The organism is Streptomyces sp. NPDC043853, assembly GCF_056436025.1.
This window is the reverse complement of the sequence record NZ_JBWKDJ010000008.1, coordinates 298704-318533: the sequence shown is the minus strand read 5'-3', so window position 1 is coordinate 318533 and position 19830 is coordinate 298704. Positions and strand designations below refer to the sequence as shown.

Annotated in this window: 26 protein-coding genes; 13 read left to right on the top strand and 13 right to left on the bottom strand. The window is 69.3% G+C overall.

Going from position 1 to position 19830, the window contains the following annotated elements:
• Positions 1 to 67 precede the first annotated feature (67 nt).
• Complete coding sequence (locus AC067U_RS22860) at positions 68 to 574, top strand: SRPBCC domain-containing protein (protein WP_478831573.1); 507 nt, start codon at positions 68 to 70, stop codon at positions 572 to 574.
• 149 nt (positions 575 to 723) lie between these two features.
• On the opposite strand, the gene AC067U_RS22855 is transcribed toward AC067U_RS22860, so the two are convergent.
• Positions 724 to 1197 carry a MarR family winged helix-turn-helix transcriptional regulator gene (locus tag AC067U_RS22855; RefSeq protein ID WP_478831572.1) on the bottom strand — a complete coding sequence of 158 codons (474 nt, stop codon included), beginning with the start codon at positions 1195 to 1197 and terminating at the stop codon, positions 724 to 726.
• Positions 1198 to 1269: 72 nt separating this feature from the next.
• Between AC067U_RS22855 and AC067U_RS22850 the strand changes: the two genes are divergently transcribed.
• Positions 1270 to 1644: a cupin domain-containing protein gene (locus AC067U_RS22850; RefSeq protein WP_478831571.1), complete on the top strand. Its 375-nt coding sequence runs from the start codon at positions 1270 to 1272 to the stop codon at positions 1642 to 1644.
• Between the two features lie 26 nt (positions 1645 to 1670).
• Here the strand turns inward: AC067U_RS22850 and AC067U_RS22845 are convergent, their stop codons facing one another.
• Positions 1671 to 2030: a PLD nuclease N-terminal domain-containing protein gene (locus AC067U_RS22845; RefSeq protein ID WP_478831570.1), complete on the bottom strand. Its 360-nt coding sequence runs from the start codon at positions 2028 to 2030 to the stop codon at positions 1671 to 1673.
• Positions 2031 to 2119: 89 nt separating this feature from the next.
• Here AC067U_RS22845 and AC067U_RS22840 point away from each other — a divergent pair, with 89 nt between their 5' ends.
• From AC067U_RS22840 to AC067U_RS22825, 4 genes are read left to right on the top strand one after another with little or no spacing between them, the layout of a single operon-like run.
• Positions 2120 to 3577 carry a menaquinone biosynthesis decarboxylase gene (locus AC067U_RS22840; RefSeq protein ID WP_393580055.1) on the top strand — a complete coding sequence of 486 codons (1458 nt, stop codon included), beginning with the start codon at positions 2120 to 2122 and terminating at the stop codon, positions 3575 to 3577.
• A complete protein-coding gene (locus AC067U_RS22835; RefSeq protein WP_478831569.1) occupies positions 3574 to 4050 on the top strand; it encodes a hypothetical protein in 477 nt (158 codons plus the stop codon). The genes AC067U_RS22840 and AC067U_RS22835 overlap by 4 nt, the downstream gene beginning before the upstream one ends.
• Positions 4047 to 4970, top strand: a complete 924-nt coding sequence (gene mqnP / locus AC067U_RS22830) for a menaquinone biosynthesis prenyltransferase MqnP (protein WP_478831568.1) — start codon at positions 4047 to 4049, stop codon at positions 4968 to 4970. The genes AC067U_RS22835 and mqnP overlap by 4 nt, the downstream gene beginning before the upstream one ends.
• 26 nt (positions 4971 to 4996) lie before the next feature.
• Positions 4997 to 5590, top strand: a complete 594-nt coding sequence (locus AC067U_RS22825) for a Uma2 family endonuclease (protein WP_478831567.1) — start codon at positions 4997 to 4999, stop codon at positions 5588 to 5590.
• Between the two features lie 2 nt (positions 5591 to 5592).
• Here the strand turns inward: AC067U_RS22825 and AC067U_RS22820 are convergent, their stop codons facing one another.
• Positions 5593 to 6207, bottom strand: coding sequence for a rhomboid family intramembrane serine protease (locus tag AC067U_RS22820; protein ID WP_478831566.1), 615 nt, complete (start codon positions 6205 to 6207; stop codon positions 5593 to 5595).
• An 89-nt stretch (positions 6208 to 6296) separates the two neighbouring features.
• On the opposite strand from AC067U_RS22820, the gene AC067U_RS22815 reads away from it, so the two are divergent.
• The gene (locus AC067U_RS22815; protein WP_478831565.1) at positions 6297 to 6965 is read left to right on the top strand and encodes a UbiX family flavin prenyltransferase; all 669 of its coding nucleotides are present in this window, start codon (positions 6297 to 6299) and stop codon (positions 6963 to 6965) included.
• On the opposite strand, the gene AC067U_RS22810 is transcribed toward AC067U_RS22815, so the two are convergent.
• Complete coding sequence (locus tag AC067U_RS22810) at positions 6962 to 7084, bottom strand: hypothetical protein (RefSeq protein ID WP_478831564.1); 123 nt, start codon at positions 7082 to 7084, stop codon at positions 6962 to 6964. The two genes, AC067U_RS22815 and AC067U_RS22810, sit on opposite strands and share 4 nt — an antisense overlap.
• Positions 7085 to 7221: 137 nt before the next feature.
• Here AC067U_RS22810 and AC067U_RS22805 point away from each other — a divergent pair, with 137 nt between their 5' ends.
• The 6 genes from AC067U_RS22805 (at position 7222) to AC067U_RS22780 (ending at position 13150) form a co-directional block, all read left to right on the top strand.
• The gene (locus AC067U_RS22805; RefSeq protein ID WP_478831563.1) at positions 7222 to 7677 is read left to right on the top strand and encodes an Lrp/AsnC family transcriptional regulator; all 456 of its coding nucleotides are present in this window, start codon (positions 7222 to 7224) and stop codon (positions 7675 to 7677) included.
• Positions 7678 to 7774: 97 nt separating this feature from the next.
• Positions 7775 to 8938 carry an aminofutalosine synthase MqnE gene (gene mqnE / locus AC067U_RS22800; RefSeq protein WP_478831562.1) on the top strand — a complete coding sequence of 388 codons (1164 nt, stop codon included), beginning with the start codon at positions 7775 to 7777 and terminating at the stop codon, positions 8936 to 8938.
• A 112-nt stretch (positions 8939 to 9050) separates the two neighbouring features.
• Positions 9051 to 9638, top strand: a complete 588-nt coding sequence (locus AC067U_RS22795) for an N-acetyltransferase family protein (protein WP_478831561.1) — start codon at positions 9051 to 9053, stop codon at positions 9636 to 9638.
• A gap of 32 nt (positions 9639 to 9670) precedes the next feature.
• A complete protein-coding gene (locus AC067U_RS22790) occupies positions 9671 to 11104 on the top strand; it encodes a hypothetical protein (protein ID WP_478831560.1) in 1434 nt (477 codons plus the stop codon).
• A 54-nt stretch (positions 11105 to 11158) separates the two neighbouring features.
• Positions 11159 to 11467 carry a DUF4229 domain-containing protein gene (locus AC067U_RS22785; protein WP_478831559.1) on the top strand — a complete coding sequence of 103 codons (309 nt, stop codon included), beginning with the start codon at positions 11159 to 11161 and terminating at the stop codon, positions 11465 to 11467.
• A gap of 357 nt (positions 11468 to 11824) precedes the next feature.
• Positions 11825 to 13150 (top strand): dicarboxylate/amino acid:cation symporter, encoded by a 1326-nt coding sequence (locus AC067U_RS22780; RefSeq protein WP_478831558.1) that lies wholly within the window; start codon positions 11825 to 11827, stop codon positions 13148 to 13150.
• Between the two features lie 70 nt (positions 13151 to 13220).
• Here AC067U_RS22780 and AC067U_RS22775 read toward each other — a convergent pair whose 3' ends face one another.
• The 9 genes from AC067U_RS22775 to AC067U_RS22735 form a co-directional block, all read right to left on the bottom strand.
• Positions 13221 to 13688: an NUDIX hydrolase gene (locus tag AC067U_RS22775; protein ID WP_478831557.1), complete on the bottom strand. Its 468-nt coding sequence runs from the start codon at positions 13686 to 13688 to the stop codon at positions 13221 to 13223.
• A 362-nt stretch (positions 13689 to 14050) separates the two neighbouring features.
• A complete protein-coding gene (locus AC067U_RS22770; protein ID WP_478831651.1) occupies positions 14051 to 14281 on the bottom strand; it encodes a hypothetical protein in 231 nt (76 codons plus the stop codon).
• 362 nt (positions 14282 to 14643) lie between these two features.
• The gene (locus AC067U_RS22765; RefSeq protein WP_478831556.1) at positions 14644 to 15237 is read right to left on the bottom strand and encodes an RNA polymerase sigma factor; all 594 of its coding nucleotides are present in this window, start codon (positions 15235 to 15237) and stop codon (positions 14644 to 14646) included.
• Positions 15234 to 15524 (bottom strand): hypothetical protein, encoded by a 291-nt coding sequence (locus AC067U_RS22760; protein ID WP_478831555.1) that lies wholly within the window; start codon positions 15522 to 15524, stop codon positions 15234 to 15236. Before AC067U_RS22760 ends, AC067U_RS22765 begins: the two co-directional genes overlap by 4 nt.
• Positions 15525 to 15901: 377 nt before the next feature.
• A complete protein-coding gene (locus AC067U_RS22755; protein ID WP_478831650.1) occupies positions 15902 to 16669 on the bottom strand; it encodes an alpha/beta hydrolase family protein in 768 nt (255 codons plus the stop codon).
• A 98-nt stretch (positions 16670 to 16767) separates the two neighbouring features.
• The gene (locus tag AC067U_RS22750) at positions 16768 to 17133 is read right to left on the bottom strand and encodes a hypothetical protein (protein ID WP_478831554.1); all 366 of its coding nucleotides are present in this window, start codon (positions 17131 to 17133) and stop codon (positions 16768 to 16770) included.
• Between the two features lie 462 nt (positions 17134 to 17595).
• Positions 17596 to 17904: a hypothetical protein gene (locus AC067U_RS22745; RefSeq protein WP_478831553.1), complete on the bottom strand. Its 309-nt coding sequence runs from the start codon at positions 17902 to 17904 to the stop codon at positions 17596 to 17598.
• Positions 17905 to 17932: 28 nt separating this feature from the next.
• Entirely contained in the window at positions 17933 to 19333 is a 1401-nt protein-coding gene (locus tag AC067U_RS22740) for a hypothetical protein (protein ID WP_478831552.1), read from the bottom strand.
• Positions 19330 to 19788 (bottom strand): hypothetical protein, encoded by a 459-nt coding sequence (locus tag AC067U_RS22735; protein WP_478831551.1) that lies wholly within the window; start codon positions 19786 to 19788, stop codon positions 19330 to 19332. The genes AC067U_RS22740 and AC067U_RS22735 overlap by 4 nt, the downstream gene beginning before the upstream one ends.
• Positions 19789 to 19830: the final 42 nt, after the last annotated feature.

Genomic DNA, 19830 nt, shown 5'->3' with positions numbered 1-19830 from the left:
GCATCCGGCCGGAGCGGGTGTCCGGCCGGAGCAGGCGTCCGGCCGGAGCAAGTGCGACGCTGGTGTCATGTCTCCCGTGAGTCATGGCACCGGCGAGCGGCGCGACGCCGACCACTGGCTGCTGCACATCGCGCCGCACGTGGCGCACGCGTACGAAACGGTGTGGCCGGCCCTGACCACACCCGAAGGCCTGCAGGGCTGGCTGGCGGAGGCGGAGATCCTGGAACGGCGCCTCGGCGGGGCCGTCACCCTGCACTGGCCGAACTCGGGCACCAGGGTCTCGGGCCACATCACGGCCTGGGACGTGGAACGGGTGGCCGAGTACACGGTCGAGGTCCACGGCCGGATGCGCTTCCACCTGGAACCGCTGGGCACCGATTCCACCCTGATCCGCTTCACCAACGAGCTCCACGGCAACGAGTCCTACGCCCTCGACTGCCTGGCCGGCTGGCACGAGCACTTCCTGCTGCTGGAGGACTACCTGGAAGGCCGCCCGGCCTACTGGCCGGCCTGGACCAAAACCCGCTGGACCACCCTCCGCACCGAATACGCGACACAGCTCCAGCCGCACTGACCCTCGGTGTGGGCAGGCGTCCCGCAGGGCGATGGGGGTCCCTCCTGCTCGAGCGAAGTCGAGAGCTTGGGGGAGGGTGGGCACGCCGGGACACCCCGCTCTGCCGCCGTACCCCGCCCCGGCCCAGCGTGGCCCCGGACCGCGCTCGTCTACCAGACGGGCCGCAGCGGCGGCAGCGCGCCGCCTTCGCCGAGCGCCCCCAGCAGCCGGGTCAGCTCCGCCCGGAGCGAAGGCACGTCGACCCGGTCGGCCAGTTCCGCCTCCAGCGCGTGCAGGATGCCGCCGGCCACGGCAAGGTGCGTCCGCGCCGCCTCCGTGAGCACCACCAGCTTCCGCCGCCCGCCCGCCGGATGCGGCTCCCGCCGCACATAGCCGCGCCGCTCCAGGTCGTCGACCAGCTGCCCGGCGGCCTGCTTGGTCATCCCCAGCCGCTCCCCGAGCTCGCTGCTCGTGGTGCCGTCCCCCTTGAGGATCTGGAAGGCCATGCCGTGCACCGGCCGCAGGTCCGGGTACCCGGCCTCGGCGACCCGCCGGGTGAACTCGGCCAGCATCATCTGGAACCCCAGCCCGAGCAGGAAGGTCAGCTCGGGGCCGGGCGGGTTCTCGTCCGTCATGGGAAACATGGTGTCACGAGTGAGTCAATCTGCTTTACTTGGTCGCGAGTAAAGCAGGTTGACCAATATCGAGGAGAGCTCTTGCGCGTCATCAGCCCCGCCCCCGAGCACGTCACCGTTTCCCCCAACGCCACCATGACCGGTCTCGCCGCCCCCAGCCGCGGCAGCGCCGAGCTCAGCACCTGGCACGTCGACATGGCCGCCGGCTCGACCGGTCCCGACCACTCCGTCAGCCGTGAGCAGGTCTGGACGCTCACCGCCGGATCGCTGGAGATCACCTGGGACGGCGGCCGGACCGAGAGGGTCGCCGCCGGGCAGACCATGGTCCTGCCGCCCGGCGTGGTGCGCCGGATCCACGCCGTCGAGTCCTTCGAGGCGTACGTCGCCATGCGCGCCGACGGGGTGGCCTCGGTCCCGGGGACCGAGGGCACCCGCGTCCTGCCCTGGGCTCAGTGACCTCGCCGACTCGGTGACCTCGGGAGCTACTCCCGGTCCTGGTCCTTGCCCTGGTCCCGGCCGTCCTGGTCCCGGTCCGGGTCGCCGTCGTCCTGCCGCTGCTTCTTCCGCTGCTCGTCGCGGAGGGAGTTGAGGAAGTCCGGGTTGTCGTCCGGCGCGACCCACTGGGTGCGGCCGCGGCTGCGCCCGGCCCCGCCGCCGGAGGCCACCCGCTGCTTGCCCGCGAACAGCCACACCACCGGTCCCACGATCGAGAACAGCAGGATGATGATCACCCACACCACCTTGGGGAGGTGCTTGACCTCTTCCTCGGGGGTGTTCAGGCAGTCGATGAAGGCGTAGATGGTCAGCGCGATGATCAGCAGGAACGGCAGGTAGCGCAGCACGGTGTGGGACCGACCCCCAGGCAGTGGCGGCGGGCCGCGACGGGCCCCGGTGACGCCTCCAGGGTAGTCCGTGCCGGATACTTGCCCCCATGGCTTACGACGATCTCCGCTCGCTGCTCCGGGCCCTGGAGCGGGAGGGCGACCTCAAGCGCATCAAGGCCGAAGTCGACCCGTACCTGGAGGTCGGGGAGATCGTCGACAGAGTGAACAAGGCGGGCGGTCCGGCCCTCCTGTTCGAGAACGTCAAGGGCTCCGACATGCCCCTGGCGATGAACGTCTTCGGCACCGACCGCCGCCTGCTCAAGGCCCTCGGCCTGAAGTCCTACGGCGAGATCAGCGAGAAGATCGGCGGCCTGCTGAAGCCCGAGCTGCCGCAGGGCTTCATCGGCGTCCGCGAGGCCTTCGGCAAGCTCGGCTCGATGGTGCACGTCCCGCCGAAGAAGGTGAAGGGCGATTCCGCTCCCGTCCAGGAGGTCGTCCTCACCGGTGACGACGTGGACCTGGACCGGCTGCCGGCCCTGTTCACCTGGCCCAAGGACGGCGGCTCCTTCTTCAACCTGGGGCTGACGCACACCAAGCACCCGGAGACGGGCGTGCGGAACCTCGGCCTGTACCGGCTCCAGCGTCACGACAAGCGCACCATCGGCATGCACTGGCAGATCCACAAGGACAGCCGCAACCACTACGCGGTGGCGGCGGCGCGGGGCGAACGGCTGCCGGTCGCTATCGCGTTCGGCTGCCCGCCGGCCGTGACGTACGCGTCCACCGCGCCGCTGCCGGGCGACATCGACGAGTACCTCTTCGCGGGATTCGTGGCCGGCAAGCGGATCGAGATGGTCGACTGCAAGACCGTCCCGCTCCAGGTCCCGGCCAACGCCGAGGTCGTGGTGGAGGGCTGGCTGGAGCCCGGCGAGATGCTGCCCGAGGGCCCGTTCGGCGACCACACCGGCTTCTACACCCCGCAGGAGCCCTTCCCCGCGCTGAAGATCGACTGCATCACGATGCGGAAGCGGCCGCTGCTCCAGTCGATCGTGGTGGGGCGCCCGCCGACCGAGGACGGCCCGCTGGGCCGTGCGACGGAGCGGTTCTTCCTGCCGCTGCTGAAGATCATCGTCCCGGACATCGTGGACTACCACCTGCCCGAGTCGGGCGGCTTCCACAACTGCGCGATCGTCTCGATCGACAAGAAGTACCCCAAGCACGCGCAGAAGGTCATGCACGCCATCTGGGGCGCGCACATGATGTCGCTGACCAAGCTGATCATCGTGGTGGACAAGGACTGCGACGTCCACGACCTGCACGAGGTGTCCTGGCGGGCGCTCGGCAACACCGACTACTCGCGCGACCTCACGGTGGTCGAGGGCCCGGTGGACCACCTGGACCACGCCTCGTACCAGCAGTTCTGGGGCGGCAAGGCGGGCATCGACGCGACGAAGAAGCTGCCGGAGGAGGGCTACACCCGGGACGGCGGCTGGCCGGACATGGTGGAGTCCGACCCGGCGACGGCGGCCCTGGTGGACCGCCGCTGGAAGGAGTACGGACTGTGAGCCCGATCGCCATCGGCGGCCCGGACCTGAGCATCGGCACCGCCGAGGCCTACGTGGCCCTGGTGCGCCCGCTGATCGACCCGACCCAGCCCGGCGTGCTCGTCGCGGCCCGGGACGCGGGCGTGAGCCCGGAGGAGTTCGCCGGACCCGGCGACGTCTGGGCGCTGATGTACGAGGTGGACGGCGAGGGCGACGGCTTCGAACTGCCCGGCGCGCGGGACACGGAGGCGGATGCCTTCGCGGAGCAGCTGCAGCAGGCCCTGGCCGCGGCCGAGCCGTTCACCGTCGAGGCGGGCAACTTCCTGCGCCTGGAAGCCCGGCCCTCCGGTGCCGACTGGGTGGTCACCGCCCTGGTCACCCCGCCCGAGGGCGAGGAGGAAGGCACCGCAGCCCCCCGGACGCTGGAGCTCGGTGCGCTCCCGGCGGTGGAGCTGCTGGCCGATCTCGAACAGTTCCGGAGGGACCTCGGATGACGACGACCGCCGACGGGGTGCTCGGGCCCGGCCCGGCACCGCAGTCGACCGGCAAGGTCAAGGCGTTCCTGCGGCTGGTGATGATCGAGCACTCGGTCTTCGCGCTGCCCTTCGCCTACATCGCCGCGCTGACCGCGATGTTCACGGTGGACCGCAGCGTGCACTGGGTCGAGCTGCTCCTGGTCACCGTCTGCATGGTGGGTCTGCGGACCTTCGCCATGGCCGCGAACCGGATCATCGACCGGGAGATCGACGCACGGAACCCGCGTACGGCCACCCGCGAGCTGGTGACCGGCGCGGTCTCGGTGCGGACCGCGTGGACCGGTGCCGGGATCGCCGTGGCGGTGTTCCTGGGCTCCGCGGCCCTGTTGAACCCGCTGTGCCTGGCGCTGGCCCCGGTGGCCGTGGTGCCGATGGTGGTCTACCCGTACGGCAAGCGGTTCACCGACTTCCCGCACGCCATTCTGGGCCTGGCCCAGGCCATAGGGCCGGTGGGTGCCTGGCTGGCGGTGACCGGCTCCTGGTCCTGGGACGCGGTGATCCTGGGCCTGGCCGTGGGCGTGTGGATCGGCGGCTTCGACCTGATCTTCGCCTGCCAGGACGTGGCCGCGGACCGCGCCGAGGGCGTGAAGTCCGTCCCGGCCCGCTTCGGTGTCCCGGCCGCCCTGTGGGGCGCCCGTGTCTGCCACGTCGTCACCACGGCCCTGCTGGCCTGGTACGCGGTGGCGACGGACGCGGGCGTGCTGTTCTGGGCGGGGCTGGCGGTGGTGGCGGGCGCGTTCGTCTACGAGCACACGATCGTGAAGCCGCACGACCTGTCCCGCCTGAACCGGGCGTTCTTCACGGTCAACGGGTTCATCGGGATTGCCCTGTTCGTGTGTGCGCTGATGGATCTCGCCGTGCGGGGTCTGACGGTGTAGCTACTCCGCGGCCTACCATCGAGTGCATGGACAGGGAGGCCGACGTGACCGTCTCGGAGACCGAGCGCCTGCACTCACAGCTCAGCCGGTTCGAGGACATGTTCCCGGGCTACCGGATGGAGATTGTCGAGGGCGCCATCGTGATGAGTCCGCTGAAGCCGCACCATGCCCAGACGATTCGGCTGGTGTGGAACGCTTTGGAGGCGCAGATCTCCGAAGACTGGGGGTTCCTGAGCGACGTGGCGATCCCGCTCGATGCCGACAACGAGTTCTGCCCGGACCTCGCTCTCATTCCTGCGGCTGAGGTCGCCAAGAACCTCAGCGCCTACTCACCGGACCTGATCGAGCTCGCCATCGAAGTGGTTTCCCCGAGCAGTGTCCGCAACGACTACGAGATCAAGAACCGGGCGTACGCGCGGCGCGGCATCCCGAGCTACCTGATCTTCGACCCCTACCAGGCACACTGCGTGACCCTGTGGAATCCCGGCCCGGACGGCTACCGGGGCCGCGATACCCTCCCGTACGGGACGCCAGTGACGGTGGGAACCACCCTTGGCAAGCTCGTCATCGAAACGGCCGGGCTCCCCGTGGACCCCGGCGCACCCGGCCGCGCTCAGTAGTCCTACCCGTAGACCCCCGCCCGCCCGGCCGGGGCCTTCGGGAGGAGGAAGGCCGTGGCCGCGCCGGCCAGCAGGCCGATGAGGTGGCCCTGCCAGCTGACCGAGGAGTCCGAGGGGCCGATCCCGGACAGGATCGCGCCGCCCCAGATCGCGGCGACCAGCAGGCCGACGATGATCCCGGTGGGGCGGCGCTCCACGAAGCCGCGGACCACCAGATAGCCGAACAGGCCGAAGACCAGTCCCGAGGCGCCCGCGGTGTTGCTGTCGGACGGGGAGAACAGCCACACCCCCAGCCCGTCCGCGACGATGATCACCGCGCAGACCAGGAAGAAGCGGCGCAGTCCGCCCAGCGCGGTCAGGAACCCGAGCGCGAGCAGCGGCAGGGTGTTGGCGGCCACGTGGTCCCAGCCGAAGTGGATGAAGGGCGCGGACAGCACCGAGGGCAGGTCGCCCACGTCCCGGGCGGTGATGCCGTACGCGTCGAGGGCGTGCCCGGTGGCCGTGTCCACGGCTTCGAGCAGCCACAGCAGTGCCACCCAGCCGGCCATCAGCAGGCCGGCCGTCCTGGCGCGCTCGCCGTCGGTCATGGCTCCGCCGCGGGTGTCGGTCTGCTTCATGGCGTCCCCCTGGTCGGTGCGTGCGAAGGGAGAACGTACGGCACACCTTGGCGAGTGCCCGGACGAGGTGGCCGGATAGTCTCGGTGTCATGACTGACGGCAAGCGCACCCCGTGGGTGGTCGGGGTTTCCGGGGCGTCGGGGACGCCGTACGCGGCGGCGGTGCTGCGGGGGCTGCTGGCGGCCGGGGAGAGCGTGGACCTGGTGGTCAGCCGGGCCTCGCGGCTCACTCTGCTGGACGAGACCGGCATCGCCTTCCGGGACGCGCACTGGCGCGAGGACCTCGCCGAGTGGCTGGCCCGGGGGGCCGACGGGAAGCCGGGCACCTTCGAGGTGTCCGTGGAGGACGTCCGGTACTGGGGGGCCGGGGACCTGGCGGCGGGGCCGAGCAGCGGCTCGTACGCCGTCAAGGGAATGCTGATCGTGCCGGCGTCCACCGCCTGTGTGGCGGGTGTGGCGCTCGGACTGTCGAAGGACCTGTTGCAGCGGGCGGCGAGCGTGACGCTCAAGGAGCGCCGCCGGCTGGTGGTCGCGGTGCGGGAGACCCCGCTGAACGGCCAGACGCTGAAGCACCTGGTGGCGCTGGACGAGGCGGGAGCCGTGGTGCTGCCCGCCTCTCCGGCGTTCTACGCGGGTGCGACGCACATCCAGGATCTGGTGGACTTCGTCGCGGGGCGGGTGCTGGACGCGGCAGGGGTGCCGCACCGGTTGTACCGCCGTTGGGAGGGAGAGCTTGGAAGCTCTCGGGCTGCGGGTTAGCGCTTCTTGGCGTTGCGCGGCTTGGTGCTCTTCTCGGCGCGCCGCGCGGCGACTACCTGCTGGTGGGCACGGGATCGGTTGGCCTGCTCCTGGAGCTGCCGCATTTGGGCGTAGGCCATCTCGATCGTGTACACGGTGAACCACTCCTGAAGATCGTCATTGATCTGTTGAAAGATTCACAGGGCGTTGACCCTGTGCGCCTTTGATTCTATACCTAATCTTGCAGGATCGCCGAACAATAGAAGGGTCCAGATACATGGACGCGGTGGACAGGCAGCTCATCCAGGCACTCCGGGAAAACGGACGTGCCTCGTACGCGGAGCTGGGCCGGCTCGTGGGTCTCTCCGGCCCCAGCGTCACCGACCGCATCAACCGGCTGGAGACCGCCGGGGTCATCACCGGGTACCGCGCGACCGTCGACGCGGCCTCCCTCGGCCTGGGCGTCACGGCGCTGATCGGCATCTCGCTCTCCGATGCCGCCGACCACGAGGACGTGGCACGCCGGCTGCGCGACCTCGCGGAGATCGAGGACTGCTGGTTCATCGCCGGCGACGACTCCTACATGCTCAAGGTGCGCGCCAGCGACGTGGACGGCCTGGAGAAGATCATCCGCAAGCTGTCCGGGACCAAGGGCGTCTCCCGGACCCGTACCACCATCGTGCTCTCCACCAAGTGGGAGAACCGGGTCGGAGAGCTCCCCGAGGAGCACTGAGAGTACGGTGGGGCGGGGAGTGACCCCGGGCGGAAACGAAGCCTGGGGGAGCCGGCGGACAGCGACCGGCAGACATCGATCAGGAGGCGACCGGCACATGGACGCTGGGCTCAAGCGCGAGCTGGAGGAGAAGGTCCGCTCCGGCGAGCGGCTGACCCGTGAGGACGGCATCGCCCTCTACGAGTCGGACGATCTGGCCTGGCTCGGTGGCCTCGCCCACGAGGTGCGCACGCGGAAGAACGGCGACGTCGTCCACTTCAACGTCAACCGGCACCTCAACATGACGAACGTGTGCACGGCCTCGTGCGCGTACTGCTCGTTCCAGCGGAAGCCGGGCGAGAAGGACGCGTACACCATGCGCATCGAGGAGGCCGTCCGCCTGGCCAAGGCCATGGAGAACGAGAACCTCACCGAGCTGCACATCGTCAACGGCCTGCACCCCAACCTGCCGTGGCGCTACTACCCGCGCTCGCTCTCCGAGCTGAAGAAGGCGCTGCCGAACGTCTCGCTGAAGGCGTTCACGGCCACCGAGATCCACCACTTCGAGACCATCTCCGGCCTCTCGGCGTCCGACATCCTGGACGAGCTGATCGAGGCGGGCCTGGAGTCGCTGACCGGCGGCGGCGCGGAGATCTTCGACTGGGAGGTCCGGCAGCACATCGTCGACCACCGCACCCACTGGGAGGACTGGTCGCGGATCCACCGGCTCGCGCACGAGAAGGGGCTCAAGACCCCGTGCACGATGCTCTACGGCCACATCGAGGAGCCGCGGCACCGGGTGGACCACGTGCTGCGGCTGCGTGAGCTGCAGGACGAGACGGGCGGCTTCCAGGTCTTCATCCCGCTGCGGTACCAGCACGACTTCGTGGACATGAAGGACGGCAAGGTCCGCAACACGCTGCAGGCCCGGACCTCCATGGCCACCGGCGCCGAGGCGCTGAAGACCTTCGCGGTCTCCCGCCTCCTCTTCGACAACATCAGGCACGTCAAGGTCTTCTGGGTGATGCACGGTGTGCAGACCGCCCAGCTCGCGCTGCAGCACGGCGCGGACGACATGGACGGCTCGGTGGTCGAGTACAAGATCACGCACGACGCCGACAACTACGGCACCCCGAACAAGCTGACCCGGGACGACCTCCTGGAGCTGATCCGCGAGGCCGGCTTCCGGCCGGTCGAGCGGAACACGCGGTACGAGATCATCCGCGAGTACCCGGGGCCGGACGCCTCGCTGCGGGAGTCGCCGCAGCCGATGCGCGTCTGACGCGCGGCCGCCCGATCGCTTGCTCCGACGCCCTGGTCCGCACGACGGACCAGGGCGTTTTGCGTACCGAATCCAGTGGCGCCCGAGCCCGGGTAATAGATAATCTGCCCCTATGACCCTTACGCAGCTCGCTCCGCCCGCCACCGCGCCCGACGACCGGCCCGCTGCCGCCCCCGGGGCCCTGGCCTTCACCCTGGACCCGTCGGTGGATCCCGCCCTGCACGAGGGCATCCTCGACCTGTGGACGGACGTCTCCAACGCGGGCGGCGCCGTGGGCTTCGTCCCGCCGGTGGTCCGGGACGACGTCCGGCCGCAGCTGATCAAGCAGCTCGCCGCGGTCGCCGAGGGCGGCAGCCGGCTGGTCGTCGGCCGTGACGCGGACGGCCGGGTCCTCGCCACCGCCTTCCTCACCCTCAACACCCACCGCCTGATGACGCACTGGCTGTGGGCCTACACGGTCATGGTCCACCCCGCCCTCCAGGGCCGGGGCGCCGGCCGGGCCCTGATGGCCGCGGTCGCCGACGCGGCCCGCACCATCGACGGCATCGAGGCCATCCGCCTGACCTGCCGCGGCGGCCTGGGCCTCGAACGCTTCTACGAGTCCTGCGGATACACGGAGGTCGGCCGCGTCCCCGCCGCGATCCGCGTCGCCCCGGGCGACGACCGTGACGACGTCACCCTCCTCCTCCCGCTGACCTGATGGCGGGAAGGGGGGCGTGGGACCAGCGGGTGGTGGCGCTGGTCGAACTCCGGGGTACGCAGACCGACCGTGACCTCTTCGAGGCGGCGCTGGAGGCCCGCGAGTGGCCGGTTCTGGAACAGCACGGCACCACGGTCACCGCGGAAGCCGACGGCCTTGCCTGGTACCTGGTCGAGGTGCGCATACCCGGTTCATCGTTCCGGGCGGCGGAAGGTGCACGCCTGCGGCTCGAAGCTCTTGCCGACGGCATGTGCCTGGCCCTGACGGTGGAGGCGGTGGAACGCGTCGACCGTGCATCGCCACCGCGAGACCGCTGGGAGACCTCCCGGGGGCGACCTGGTCGCAGGCCGCGACGATACGCCGACACTCTCGCCGGTCGGGTCGACAGCCCGCGCTTGATCCGGGCCGCGGACGAAGAGACTGCGCGGGCCCTTGCCACGCTGCGGATGCCAGGCGTTGAGCAAGAGCCGCCGACAGTCCCGCTCATGCGCTCATTGACCACCCGAGGAAGAGTCCCGGCTGCCGCGTCACGGATGTTCGGCCGGGACCTGTCCGTCCCGGTTGGGATGGCCTTGCTTGCTGGAGGAGGCTTTGAAGCGACCGTCGTATCGTTTCTGCTGAGCAGTCTCCTGTTTGTGATTGCATTCGGACTGGGGCTGATCCTTCTTGCTCGAAGGGCGCCGGAACAACCCTTCCGCCAGTCCGTGCTCCGCGCTGCAATCCTTGTCGGGCTCCTTGCTGTCGTGAGCGCAGCAATCTGGCTTGTCGCACCTGTTGCCTCGCTCGTATTGGTGCTCGTGGGCTGCGCGACCATGGTCCTCGCTGGGTTGCACATGCTGGTCCGCGAGTCCAGCTGGCGCGTCCTGTTGCCCTGGCTACTTCCGGCTGTGCTGCCCTTCGTTCCCGGGCTGTTGCCGACGCTCGGGCTGTCGCTGCCCGGCTTCTACTTGCGTGCGTTCGATGTAAATCTGGAGGACATCGAGATCCCGGCGATGCATGGGCTTCGAGCCACTGCCAAGGTGATGGCGGGCATGGCCTTGTGGCTTCTGGCACCGGCGATGATCGGCTATGCCAAGCATCTCCACAACATGGTCCGGGACCGGTGGCTGGGGTACGTGGGGTTTGTCATCGTCTCAGCCATGTGTCTGTTTGTGGGAGTTTGGGGCGTTGCCCTGGGGCCAGCCGAGATGGCGGGGCGCCAGGCTGTCGCAGATGCCGCAGCCGGGCGGGCGCCAGCGCCGTACTACGGCATCAAGCCCGAGTGGATGTGTGCGACCCCCGTCACCGACCCGGCCAGGGTGCCCGTGGAGGGCGGGCAGCTGGACCCCCGCAAGGCGTACGTCCTGCTGGGCGACGCCGACGGCCGGGCCGTCCTCTGGGACGCGCAGGGGAAGGCCGCGCTCAAGATCCCCCTGGCGTCGCTGCGGCTCGTGCCCGCCGAGGACCCCCGGCGCCCCTGCCCGTAGGCGGCGCGTGCTTCACTGGACGGGCATAACCGACACAGACAGAGAGAGGTCAGCGTGTCCAGCAAGCCGAACGCAGCCATCCGTTACACCGCGATGCGGCTCGGCATCTTCGCCGGGTGCTTCCTCGCCGTCTACGTCCTGGTGCGGCTCCGGTGGGTGCCCGCCGGGCTGGGCGACGCCAATCTCGCCTGGGTCGTGCTGCTCGCACTGGTGCTGTCCGCGCCACTGTCATTCGTCCTGCTCCGCGGTCAGCGCGAGCAGATGTCCGAGCAGATCGCCGGACGGGTCGAGGGCGCCAAGCGCAAGCTGGCCGAGAACCGCAGCCAGGAGGACGCGGCCGACGACGCCGCGCGCGCCAGTTAGGTTCATCACACACCGAACTGCCCCAACGCTGGGTCCTACCGCCCCAGCGTTGGGGCAGCGGCGTTTTTGGGCGGTCCCGGCGCACTCACTGCTCAAAGTAAGCCTTTGAGATTCTCAAAGCAGAAGTGTTAGCGTCATCGGCATGTTGACGACAGCCGCGCACCTGACAGCCATGAGCACTCCGCTCGTGGTGCGCCTGCACGTCGACCTCTGCCGCCGCGTGTCCGCGGCCTGTTGCTGTTTCTGACGCGTTCGCGCCTTCCAGCAGCGGTCCCGGCCGGGCTTTCCTGGCTGCCGCACCGCAACACCTCGCAGAACCTTTCCCCCTCTTTTGTGCGTCATTCCCGGAGTGTGCCCGTGTCCGCGACAGCGACCACGCCCCCCAAGTCCCCCGCCAGGCCCTCGCTGAAGTTCCCGTTCTGGGCCCAGATCGTCACCGGCCTCGTGCTCGGCGTCCTCCTCGGCTGGCTCGCCCGCAGCCAGGACGTCAGCTGGCTGGCCACCACCCTGGAGAAGGTCGGCGACATCTTCGTCCAGCTGCTGAAGCTGGCCGTGGCCCCGCTGGTCTTCTTCGCCATCCTGGTGTCGATCACCAACCTCCGGAAGGTCAACAACGCCGCCCGGCTGGCCTCCCGCACCCTGCTCTGGTTCATGATCACCTCGCTGATCGCGGTGGGCATCGGCCTCGCCATCGGCCTGCTGACGAACCCGGGCGCCGGCACCGGCCTCACCCCGGCCGACGGTCAGGAGCCCAAGAAGACCGGCTCCTGGATCGACTTCCTGACCGGCATCGTGCCGACCGACGTCATCACGCCCTTCACCGAGCTGAACGTCCTGCAGATCGTCTTCATGGCCGCCGTCGCCGGCATCGCCGCCCTCCAGCTCGGTGACAAGGCCCAGCCGGTGCTGAACCTCGCCGAGTCCGTCCTGGAGCTGCTGCAGAAGGCCCTGTGGTGGGTCATCCGCCTCGCGCCCGTGGGAACCGTCGGCCTGATCGGCACCGCCATCGCCTCGTACGGCTGGGACCTCATCGGCAAGTACGCCACCTTCACCGCCGACGTCTACATCGGCTCGGCGCTCGTGATGTTCGGCGTCTACCCGCTGCTGCTCGCCACCGTCGCCAAGGTCAACCCGCTGCAGTTCTTCAAGGGCGCCTGGCCGGCCATCCAGCTGGCCTTCGTCTCCCGCTCCTCGGTCGGCACCATGCCGGTCACCCAGAAGGTCACCGAGCGCCTCGGCGTCCCGAAGGAGTACGCGTCCTTCGCCGTGCCCTTCGGCGCGACCACCAAGATGGACGGCTGCGCCGCGATCTACCCGGCACTCGCCGCGATCTTCATCGCGAACATCTTCGACGTGCAGCTGGGCATCAAGGAATACCTGCTCATCGCCTTCGTCTCGGTGGTCGGCTCCGCCGCCACCGCCGGCCTCACCGGCGCCACGGTCATGCTGACCCTGACCCTGTCCACGCTGGGCCTCCCGCTCGCCGGTGTCGGCCTGCTGATGGCCATCGACCCGATCCTGGACATGATGAGGACGGCCACCAACGTCGCCGGTCAGGCGCTCGTGCCGGTCCTGGTCTCCGCCCGCGAGGGCATCCTGGACAAGGAGGCCTACGCCGCGGCCTCCGGCTCCCCGCTGGACGAGACCGTCCCGCAGGCCGCCCCGGCCGCCGCCGCGGCCTGACCCCGGCACCAAACGCTCACCGCGGCCCCCGCCCCGCCCGGGCGGGGGCCGCGGCCCGTTTCGGCGGGGCCTACCGGACGACCGGGCCTGTCCCCGCTCGCCAATCGCCGATGCGCTTGCGGATGCTCGGCACCATCGGGAGCTGATCCACCTCGTTCGGGGTGAACCACGCGACCTCGAAGGACTCGTCCGACACCCGGAGGGTGCCGCCGATGGGGCGGGCCAGGAGGCAGATGGAGAACTCCTGACGCACCTCGCCGTCGTCATAGGCGAACACGTGCCCCGGGTTGGTGTACGTCCCGACGATCCCGGTGATCTCCACGGTCATGCCGGTCTCCTCCAGCGTCTCCCGGACCGCGCACTCCCCGATGGACTCGCCCAACTCCATCTCTCCGCCCGGCAGTGCCCACATGCCGTTGTCGGTGCGCCGTTGCAGCAACACCCGGCCGTCGTCGTCCACGCCGCCGGCCGACGCCGCCGGCACCAGGCTGTTCGCCTTCGGGGCCTTCGGGTCGTCCTCGTAGTCACGCCTGGCCATCGTGTCCACCCTCCCGGATGTCGCGCCCGCGGCTCCACAACGGTAGGCGCGGCGCGTCCCAAACGTCCCTGCATCACGACCCGATGGATCCCCACGTTCCTCCAGAACAGGCGTTCCGCTGAGGGGTGCTCAACCGTGCTCTGCCTGCTCTACCGGTGCACCCGAGAGACCCTCCATACCCCTGCCTACATATGAGTCCGGAGCAGCAGGGGCACACTCACCGCTTCAACCCGGCGTCGTTGGTCTGATCCCTATGACAGAAACGACTCGGCGGCCACTCCTCCCCTTCAAGAGTGGCCGCCCTTTGTCGCCTATCGAAGCTGAGTCATTTCGTTCTGCCTATAGCCCAGGCAGAGAGAATGTCAGCCGCCCTGTGTCAGCAGTGCAGCCTCCATATCAACCCAGGATGCAGTATCAACTGGAAGAGCAAGAACACCTTTCTTCTGCAGAGGATTCGACTGCACTATCGAATTTTGACCTTGAATCCGCTCAAGCTCTAGCTCAAGGTCTTGGACACGCTGCTGAAGCCGATGCATTTCAGCTTGGAGTCGACTCTTCTTGCGCTCTTCGCTCAAGAGTGCAAAATAGTCGATAGCGTCAGGGTCACCGCTGTCGGCTGCCAGTCGCCACCATTCATACGCCCTGTCGTCCTCTCCCATTACTTCGAGAAGTTCGGCGACACGTCGCAGATCTTCCGGTGCCCTCTTCTTCCTGTTCAGCAAGAGGTCAATCTCTTCTCTTGCTGAATTAACTTTCCCGGCATTTGTTCTGGGGACGGGCACGCCGGGGCGGCCGGCCGCCATACGGCGGCCGGCCTTCTCGCTCGCGTCTTCTACTGCCGGCGTCCGTGGGGGCGCCTTCTCCGTCAGGAACCGATCGAGGAGCAGCCGGAGCAACTCAGCCGCAACACGGTCGAGGCGGTGCAGTTCGTCGACGAGACGCAGTTCCCCGTAGTTCACGCGACCACCTCCTTCAGGGTCTCTGTTGCTTCCTTCTTCAGATTCGTCCTCGCCGCATGCAAGTAGCGAGTTACCGAGTCGACTGTTATTTTCAGTTCGTCGGCGACCTCTTCCTTACTCTTCTGCTTCCAGAACATGAGATTCACTACCTCGCGCTGCCTCACCGGCAGCTTGTTGAGGAGAACGTTAACCTGCATTGCGATTTCGCTATAAGCGGCCTCAAGGATGACATTCTCCTCGGGATTGCCCTCTTGGGACTCATCCATTTGGAGCGGATTTTCCAAGCCCTGGGGGATTTCTCTTTTCCCCTGGGATTTGTAAAAATCCTTCGCCACATTGCCGATGGCAACATGGATGTACTTCTTCAGTTCAAGAGGATCCGAGGGGATTGACTTTTCCTTGGCAATTCTCTTGAGGACGTTTTCGTACGCCTGCTGGAGTACGTCAGCGCCCAGGTGCGGATCTCCGTTGGCGTGCCGGGTGGCGGACCTGAGGAGACCCGGGTGGTATTCCTCGACCGTGGCCTTGAGGACGGTGCGCGGCAGGGGCGCCTGGCCAGGCGCCCCTGCAACCGGGTTGGGCGTGGTCATCGCACCTGCCGGTGCGGGCGATGCGGGACGACGAGGAGGCGGTCGGGGGCCGGGGCCACCTTGACCTCCCATGACTGCCCGCTATGGACAACTGCGGTACTGCCGGGCGGCAGGGCAGTGGCAAGCATGGTCAGCGTGGTGCGGCGCTCGCGCTCCATGAGGATCTGAAGCCAGCCGACCACGAGCAAGGACGCCGTAGGGGACAGCGCCCTTGCCGCAGCGGAGACGGACACCAGTGCAACCAGTGCCATGAGGTACCCGCTGCCCAGGAGGGATTGCCAAGCCATCAGGACTCGGCTCCTTTCGGCAACAGAGGAGAGGGAAGGAGCCCTCTCGCCAAGTACACGAAGCAGGCTGAAAGAACCGGATGCCGCAAGGCCGGACCGGCGCAGTGATCTACGCCACAGGACCTGTCTTACGGTCAACTCGCGTGCTGGCAAAGCGTCCGGTGCCGCGGGACGGCTCCAGCCACGGGGACGGGTGGGCGGTGTCCCCCCAGCGCGAACGGCGGTCCGCCGACGCGTACCTGCTCGCGTCGGGGGATGCCGCCCGGAGCAGGGGTCTGGGGGCCGGCGAAGGCCAATGTTGTTGCCTTAGCGCCGGTGTCCGTTGATCAACGCTTGGCAGCCTCGTGCTCTACGCCGAAACGGTGTCCGCCGAGGGGTCAGCCCAGGTGCTGCTGGAAGAAGTCGGCCGCCTCCGTGCCGACCCGAACGCGGACAGTCGGGTCGGCAGGTTCCGGGGCGAAGAAGTCGTCGTGACGGACGTCGGGGCCGGCCGAGCTGCCACTCGCTGTGGGGATGTGCTCCAGGTACGGCCGGGTGTCGACGTCATACGGGTTGACCGTGTCTGCTCCACCCCAGCGGATGCCCACAGGCACCCGCACAGTTGCCAGGCTTTCCGGAGTCACGAGACTGCCGACTCCGGGGGCCACCTGGAAGACCGCCCGCACTCGGGGATCCGAGAGGTCTGCTGCGGCGGCATTCAGTGCATGTCGTGACGACTCGTCCAGCGGGTGCTTCTTCCGCAGCGCCTCCAGTGCGCCGGGGAACTCAGGGATCTCCGGCAGAGGGACCGTCCCCGTCAGTACCGACCACAGGATCTGCGGATCGACACGAGCCCCGGCGAGGGCCGCCGCGGTGTAGCCGCCGAGGGAGAAACCCGCCACACCGACCGGACCAAGGAGCTGTTCCCGAGCAAGCGCGTCGAGGGCGAAGGAGACGTCCCGGGGCCGTTCCCACACGTGGAGAAAGCCCTCCGGCTCGTAGCCGTCGACGTAGTTGTTGCCGTGGTGGTCAAGGGCCACGACCCGGAAACCCGCCTCGTGCAGCGGACGTACCAGCCACTCCATGTTGCTGCCCGAACCTCCAGTGCCGTGAGAGACGATGACCAGTGGAGCCGGTGCAGCTTGGGGGCGGCTCGGCTCCCACAGGTAAAGACGGACAGGGCGCGGACGAGTCGGATCCCGCAGGTCAGGTCGGGACTCGTCGTGCAGGACACGTATCAGCGGCTGTCCCTGTCCAGAGATCGTCATGGCGACATCGTAGGGAGGTCGCCTGTCCTAAGTGCTGGTCTTCCAGCCCGGCGGGTGCTTTTCGGCTTCGCGGTCGGGTTGTGGGCCCAGCGGCCTGGCTGCACGGTGCCGCGTTTGGCGCGGGTCCTCAGCACCGGCCCGAACTCGACCGACCAGAAGCCTCGGTCGGCGATGACCAGGTCGCCGGGGCCGGTGGAGCCGGCCAGCGGGTAGGCGAGGCTGCGTTCGCCGTCGTGGTAGCCGCCGAGGCGGGCATCGACGACTCCGTGCGTTCCGATCTCGGCGAGGACCACCGCCCTGACCTGGGGGAATCCGAAGGGGACGCCGCCGGTGGTGGAAGGGCCGGCGAAGGCCCCCAGCACCGGCGGCGGTCAGCTCAGTCCTTGACCCCGGCCCCGGTCGGCGGCTGCGGGCGCAGGTGCGCGGGCTGCTCGTACTCGGCTCCGGTGTACCGGCGGCCGGTGCTGGCTTTCCTCGTCTTCGGGACGGCGGCTGGGCGGCGGCGGACCGGACTCGGCCCTCGGCCCGGCGCTGGCCGTCGGGCATCGTCTTGCGCAGGTCCTGCTCCTGGCGGAGCTCCCCGAGCCGCTGCTCGGTCTGCGTGATCGACGTGGCGTACCGGGCGGCGTCCTTCTGTCCGTTGCTGCGCTGGGCGGTGCCGTGGTCCTGGTCGGGGTCGTGGGCGTCGCCGACGAGCTCCCCTCAACGGGCCCCGCACTCGCGGCATTCGCCCTCACCGACCCCGCTCTGCATCGCGGCAAGAGCGGTTACGGGCCTGCCCCGCAGCCGCGCCCCCGTCCGGGCGGGGCCGCCGTGCGTGCCGCTCAGACCGTTCCCGCGCGGACCAGGGCGACCGTCGCGAGGAGCAGGGGGAGGGCGTACCACCAGAGGCCCATGGTGCGGCGGAACACCGGGGTGAGGGTGATCAGCAGGCCGAGCCCGCACAGTGTCGCCGACAGGACGCCCAGGGCCTGGACGTCCTCCCGGAACGGGTGGTCGCGGGGGCCCGGATCGGCGAGCAGGGCGAGGACGCCGAAGTAGACGGCGGGTGTGTAGAGGAGGGCGAGGGGGACGCCGAGGACCCAGCGCAGGCAGCCCTGGTCCTCGGGCAGGTCGATGTTCTCGCGCGGCATCAGCGTCTGGCCTTCCGTACCGGTTTCCTCACCGCATGGCCTCCCGCACCTTGCCGAGGTTGTCGCGGAAATCATCGCCGTAGTCCTGGGCCTTCTCCGATTCCCAGTACGGGCCGCCGTTGTAGCGGGCTGCGATCTCCTGCATCTGGTCCGGTGTCAGCCGGTCGGCGGGTACGTCCGCCAGGCCGGTCTCCGCCTTGATCTGTGCCAGGAAGCCCGCCGCGACGAAGGCGTTCTGCTTCGGGTCCTGGAGGGCCTGCTGTACCACTCGCTGCTGCTGCTCCGTCATGTGCTCCGGGTCGTAGCCGAGCACCTCCGCGCCGCGCCGCAGCTGGATCGCGATCGGCCCGAAGGAGGTCTCGTCCACCTCGCCGCCCAGTCGCCCCGGCAGGTTCCGGGCCGTGATCGGGCTCAGGCCCCAGGGGGCGTCCGCCGAGCGGCGGAAGAAGTCCACGCCGTTGTCGACGAAGCCGGGGCTGCCGGCGATCTCCTTCCAGGCGATCCCCGCGACCAGTTCCTCGGGCAGTCCGGCGTGCCGGGCCGCGGCCCGCAGCACCTCCTTGTTCTTCGAGATCCACTCGGCCTTCTCCCCGTCGCCCGAGGGCGGCAGCCAGAAGGTGTCGGCCGCCTCGGGCAGTCCCGCCACCCGGGTCCGGATGTCCTCCAGGCGGGGCGAGACCAGGGTGTCCGTACCGACCGGGCCGGTCATTCCGGTCTTGGGGCCGCTGCCGGGCAGCCGGGTCAGCGGGTTCGCCCGGGCCTCCTCCGTCTCGCGGCGCAGGTCGGCCATCGCCGCGGGCAGGTCGGGGCGCGGGCCGGCTCCCTTCACCGCGAACTCCGGCAGCAGTGCGTACGCCTGTTTCAGCGCGTGCGTGCACACCGCTCGGGCCTCGGCCTCGGTGGTCTTCGCCCGGTGGAAGAACCCGCCTGCGGTGTCGTGCAGGTGGTCGGCGCGCTCGCGGATGTCGTCGACGTCCATGGTGAGTTCGGCCAGCCCGTCGAGGAAGCCGGTGGTGGCCCGCATGTCCTCCCACTGGCGCATGGGCTCGGCCAGCTGCGCGGTCCGGGTGACGGCCGTGCCCTTGGTGGCGATGAGCGCGGCGAGCTTCCGCTCGGTGTCGGTGCCGTCGGCGTAGTGCGCCCGGGCGGTGGTCAGCGCCAGCGCGTACGCGTGGAGGGCGCTCGCCGCCTTGTCGAAGCCCTCCGCCATGTGCTCGACGAGCTTCCGGGTCTCGGCGAGGCGCCCGGTGTAGGTGCCGCTGTGCGCGCTGTGCCATACGGTGCCGGTCTCGGCGCGGCGGGCGGGCGCGCCGGCCTCGACGAGCAGGTCGCGCAGCCGCCGGAACTCCTGGGCGTTGCGCTCGACGAGCGGGGGATTGCACTCGGCGAGGAACTCGACGTCCTTGCGGAAGGCCAGTCCGTCGGTCACCGGTCCTCCGGTGCCACGTAGCGGCCGGACGACAGCAGGGTGTCCAGGAAGGTGCGGGCGGTGTCGTCGTCGACGCCGGCGAAGTGGGTGCCGGCGGTCCTCAGGCGGGTGCCGAGGGCGGCGAACAGCGCCACCGTGTCCTGGTACTGGTCGTCGGCGAACCGGCTGAAGCGGAGGACCTGTTCGGCGACGTCCTCGTGGGCGCGGGGGGCGCGGGCCATGGTGGCGGCGTCGCCGTCGGGGCGGCCCTCGTGGAGGAGGGCGGCGATCTCGACGAGCAGGTTGGCGTTGCCGTTGATGGAGGAGCGGTCGGCGACCAGGCTGTCCGCTCCGCCCGTCCCGGCCCCGGAACCGCCTCCGGATCCGGCCGAGTTCAGCCGGGTGGCGGGCGGGCCCGCCGCCAGTCTGGTGCGGGCGTCGGCCTTCTGCCGTGCCCATTCCGCTTCGAACGACATGCTGATGTTCCTCGTCCCGGTCCTGGACCGCCGGTCCCGGAC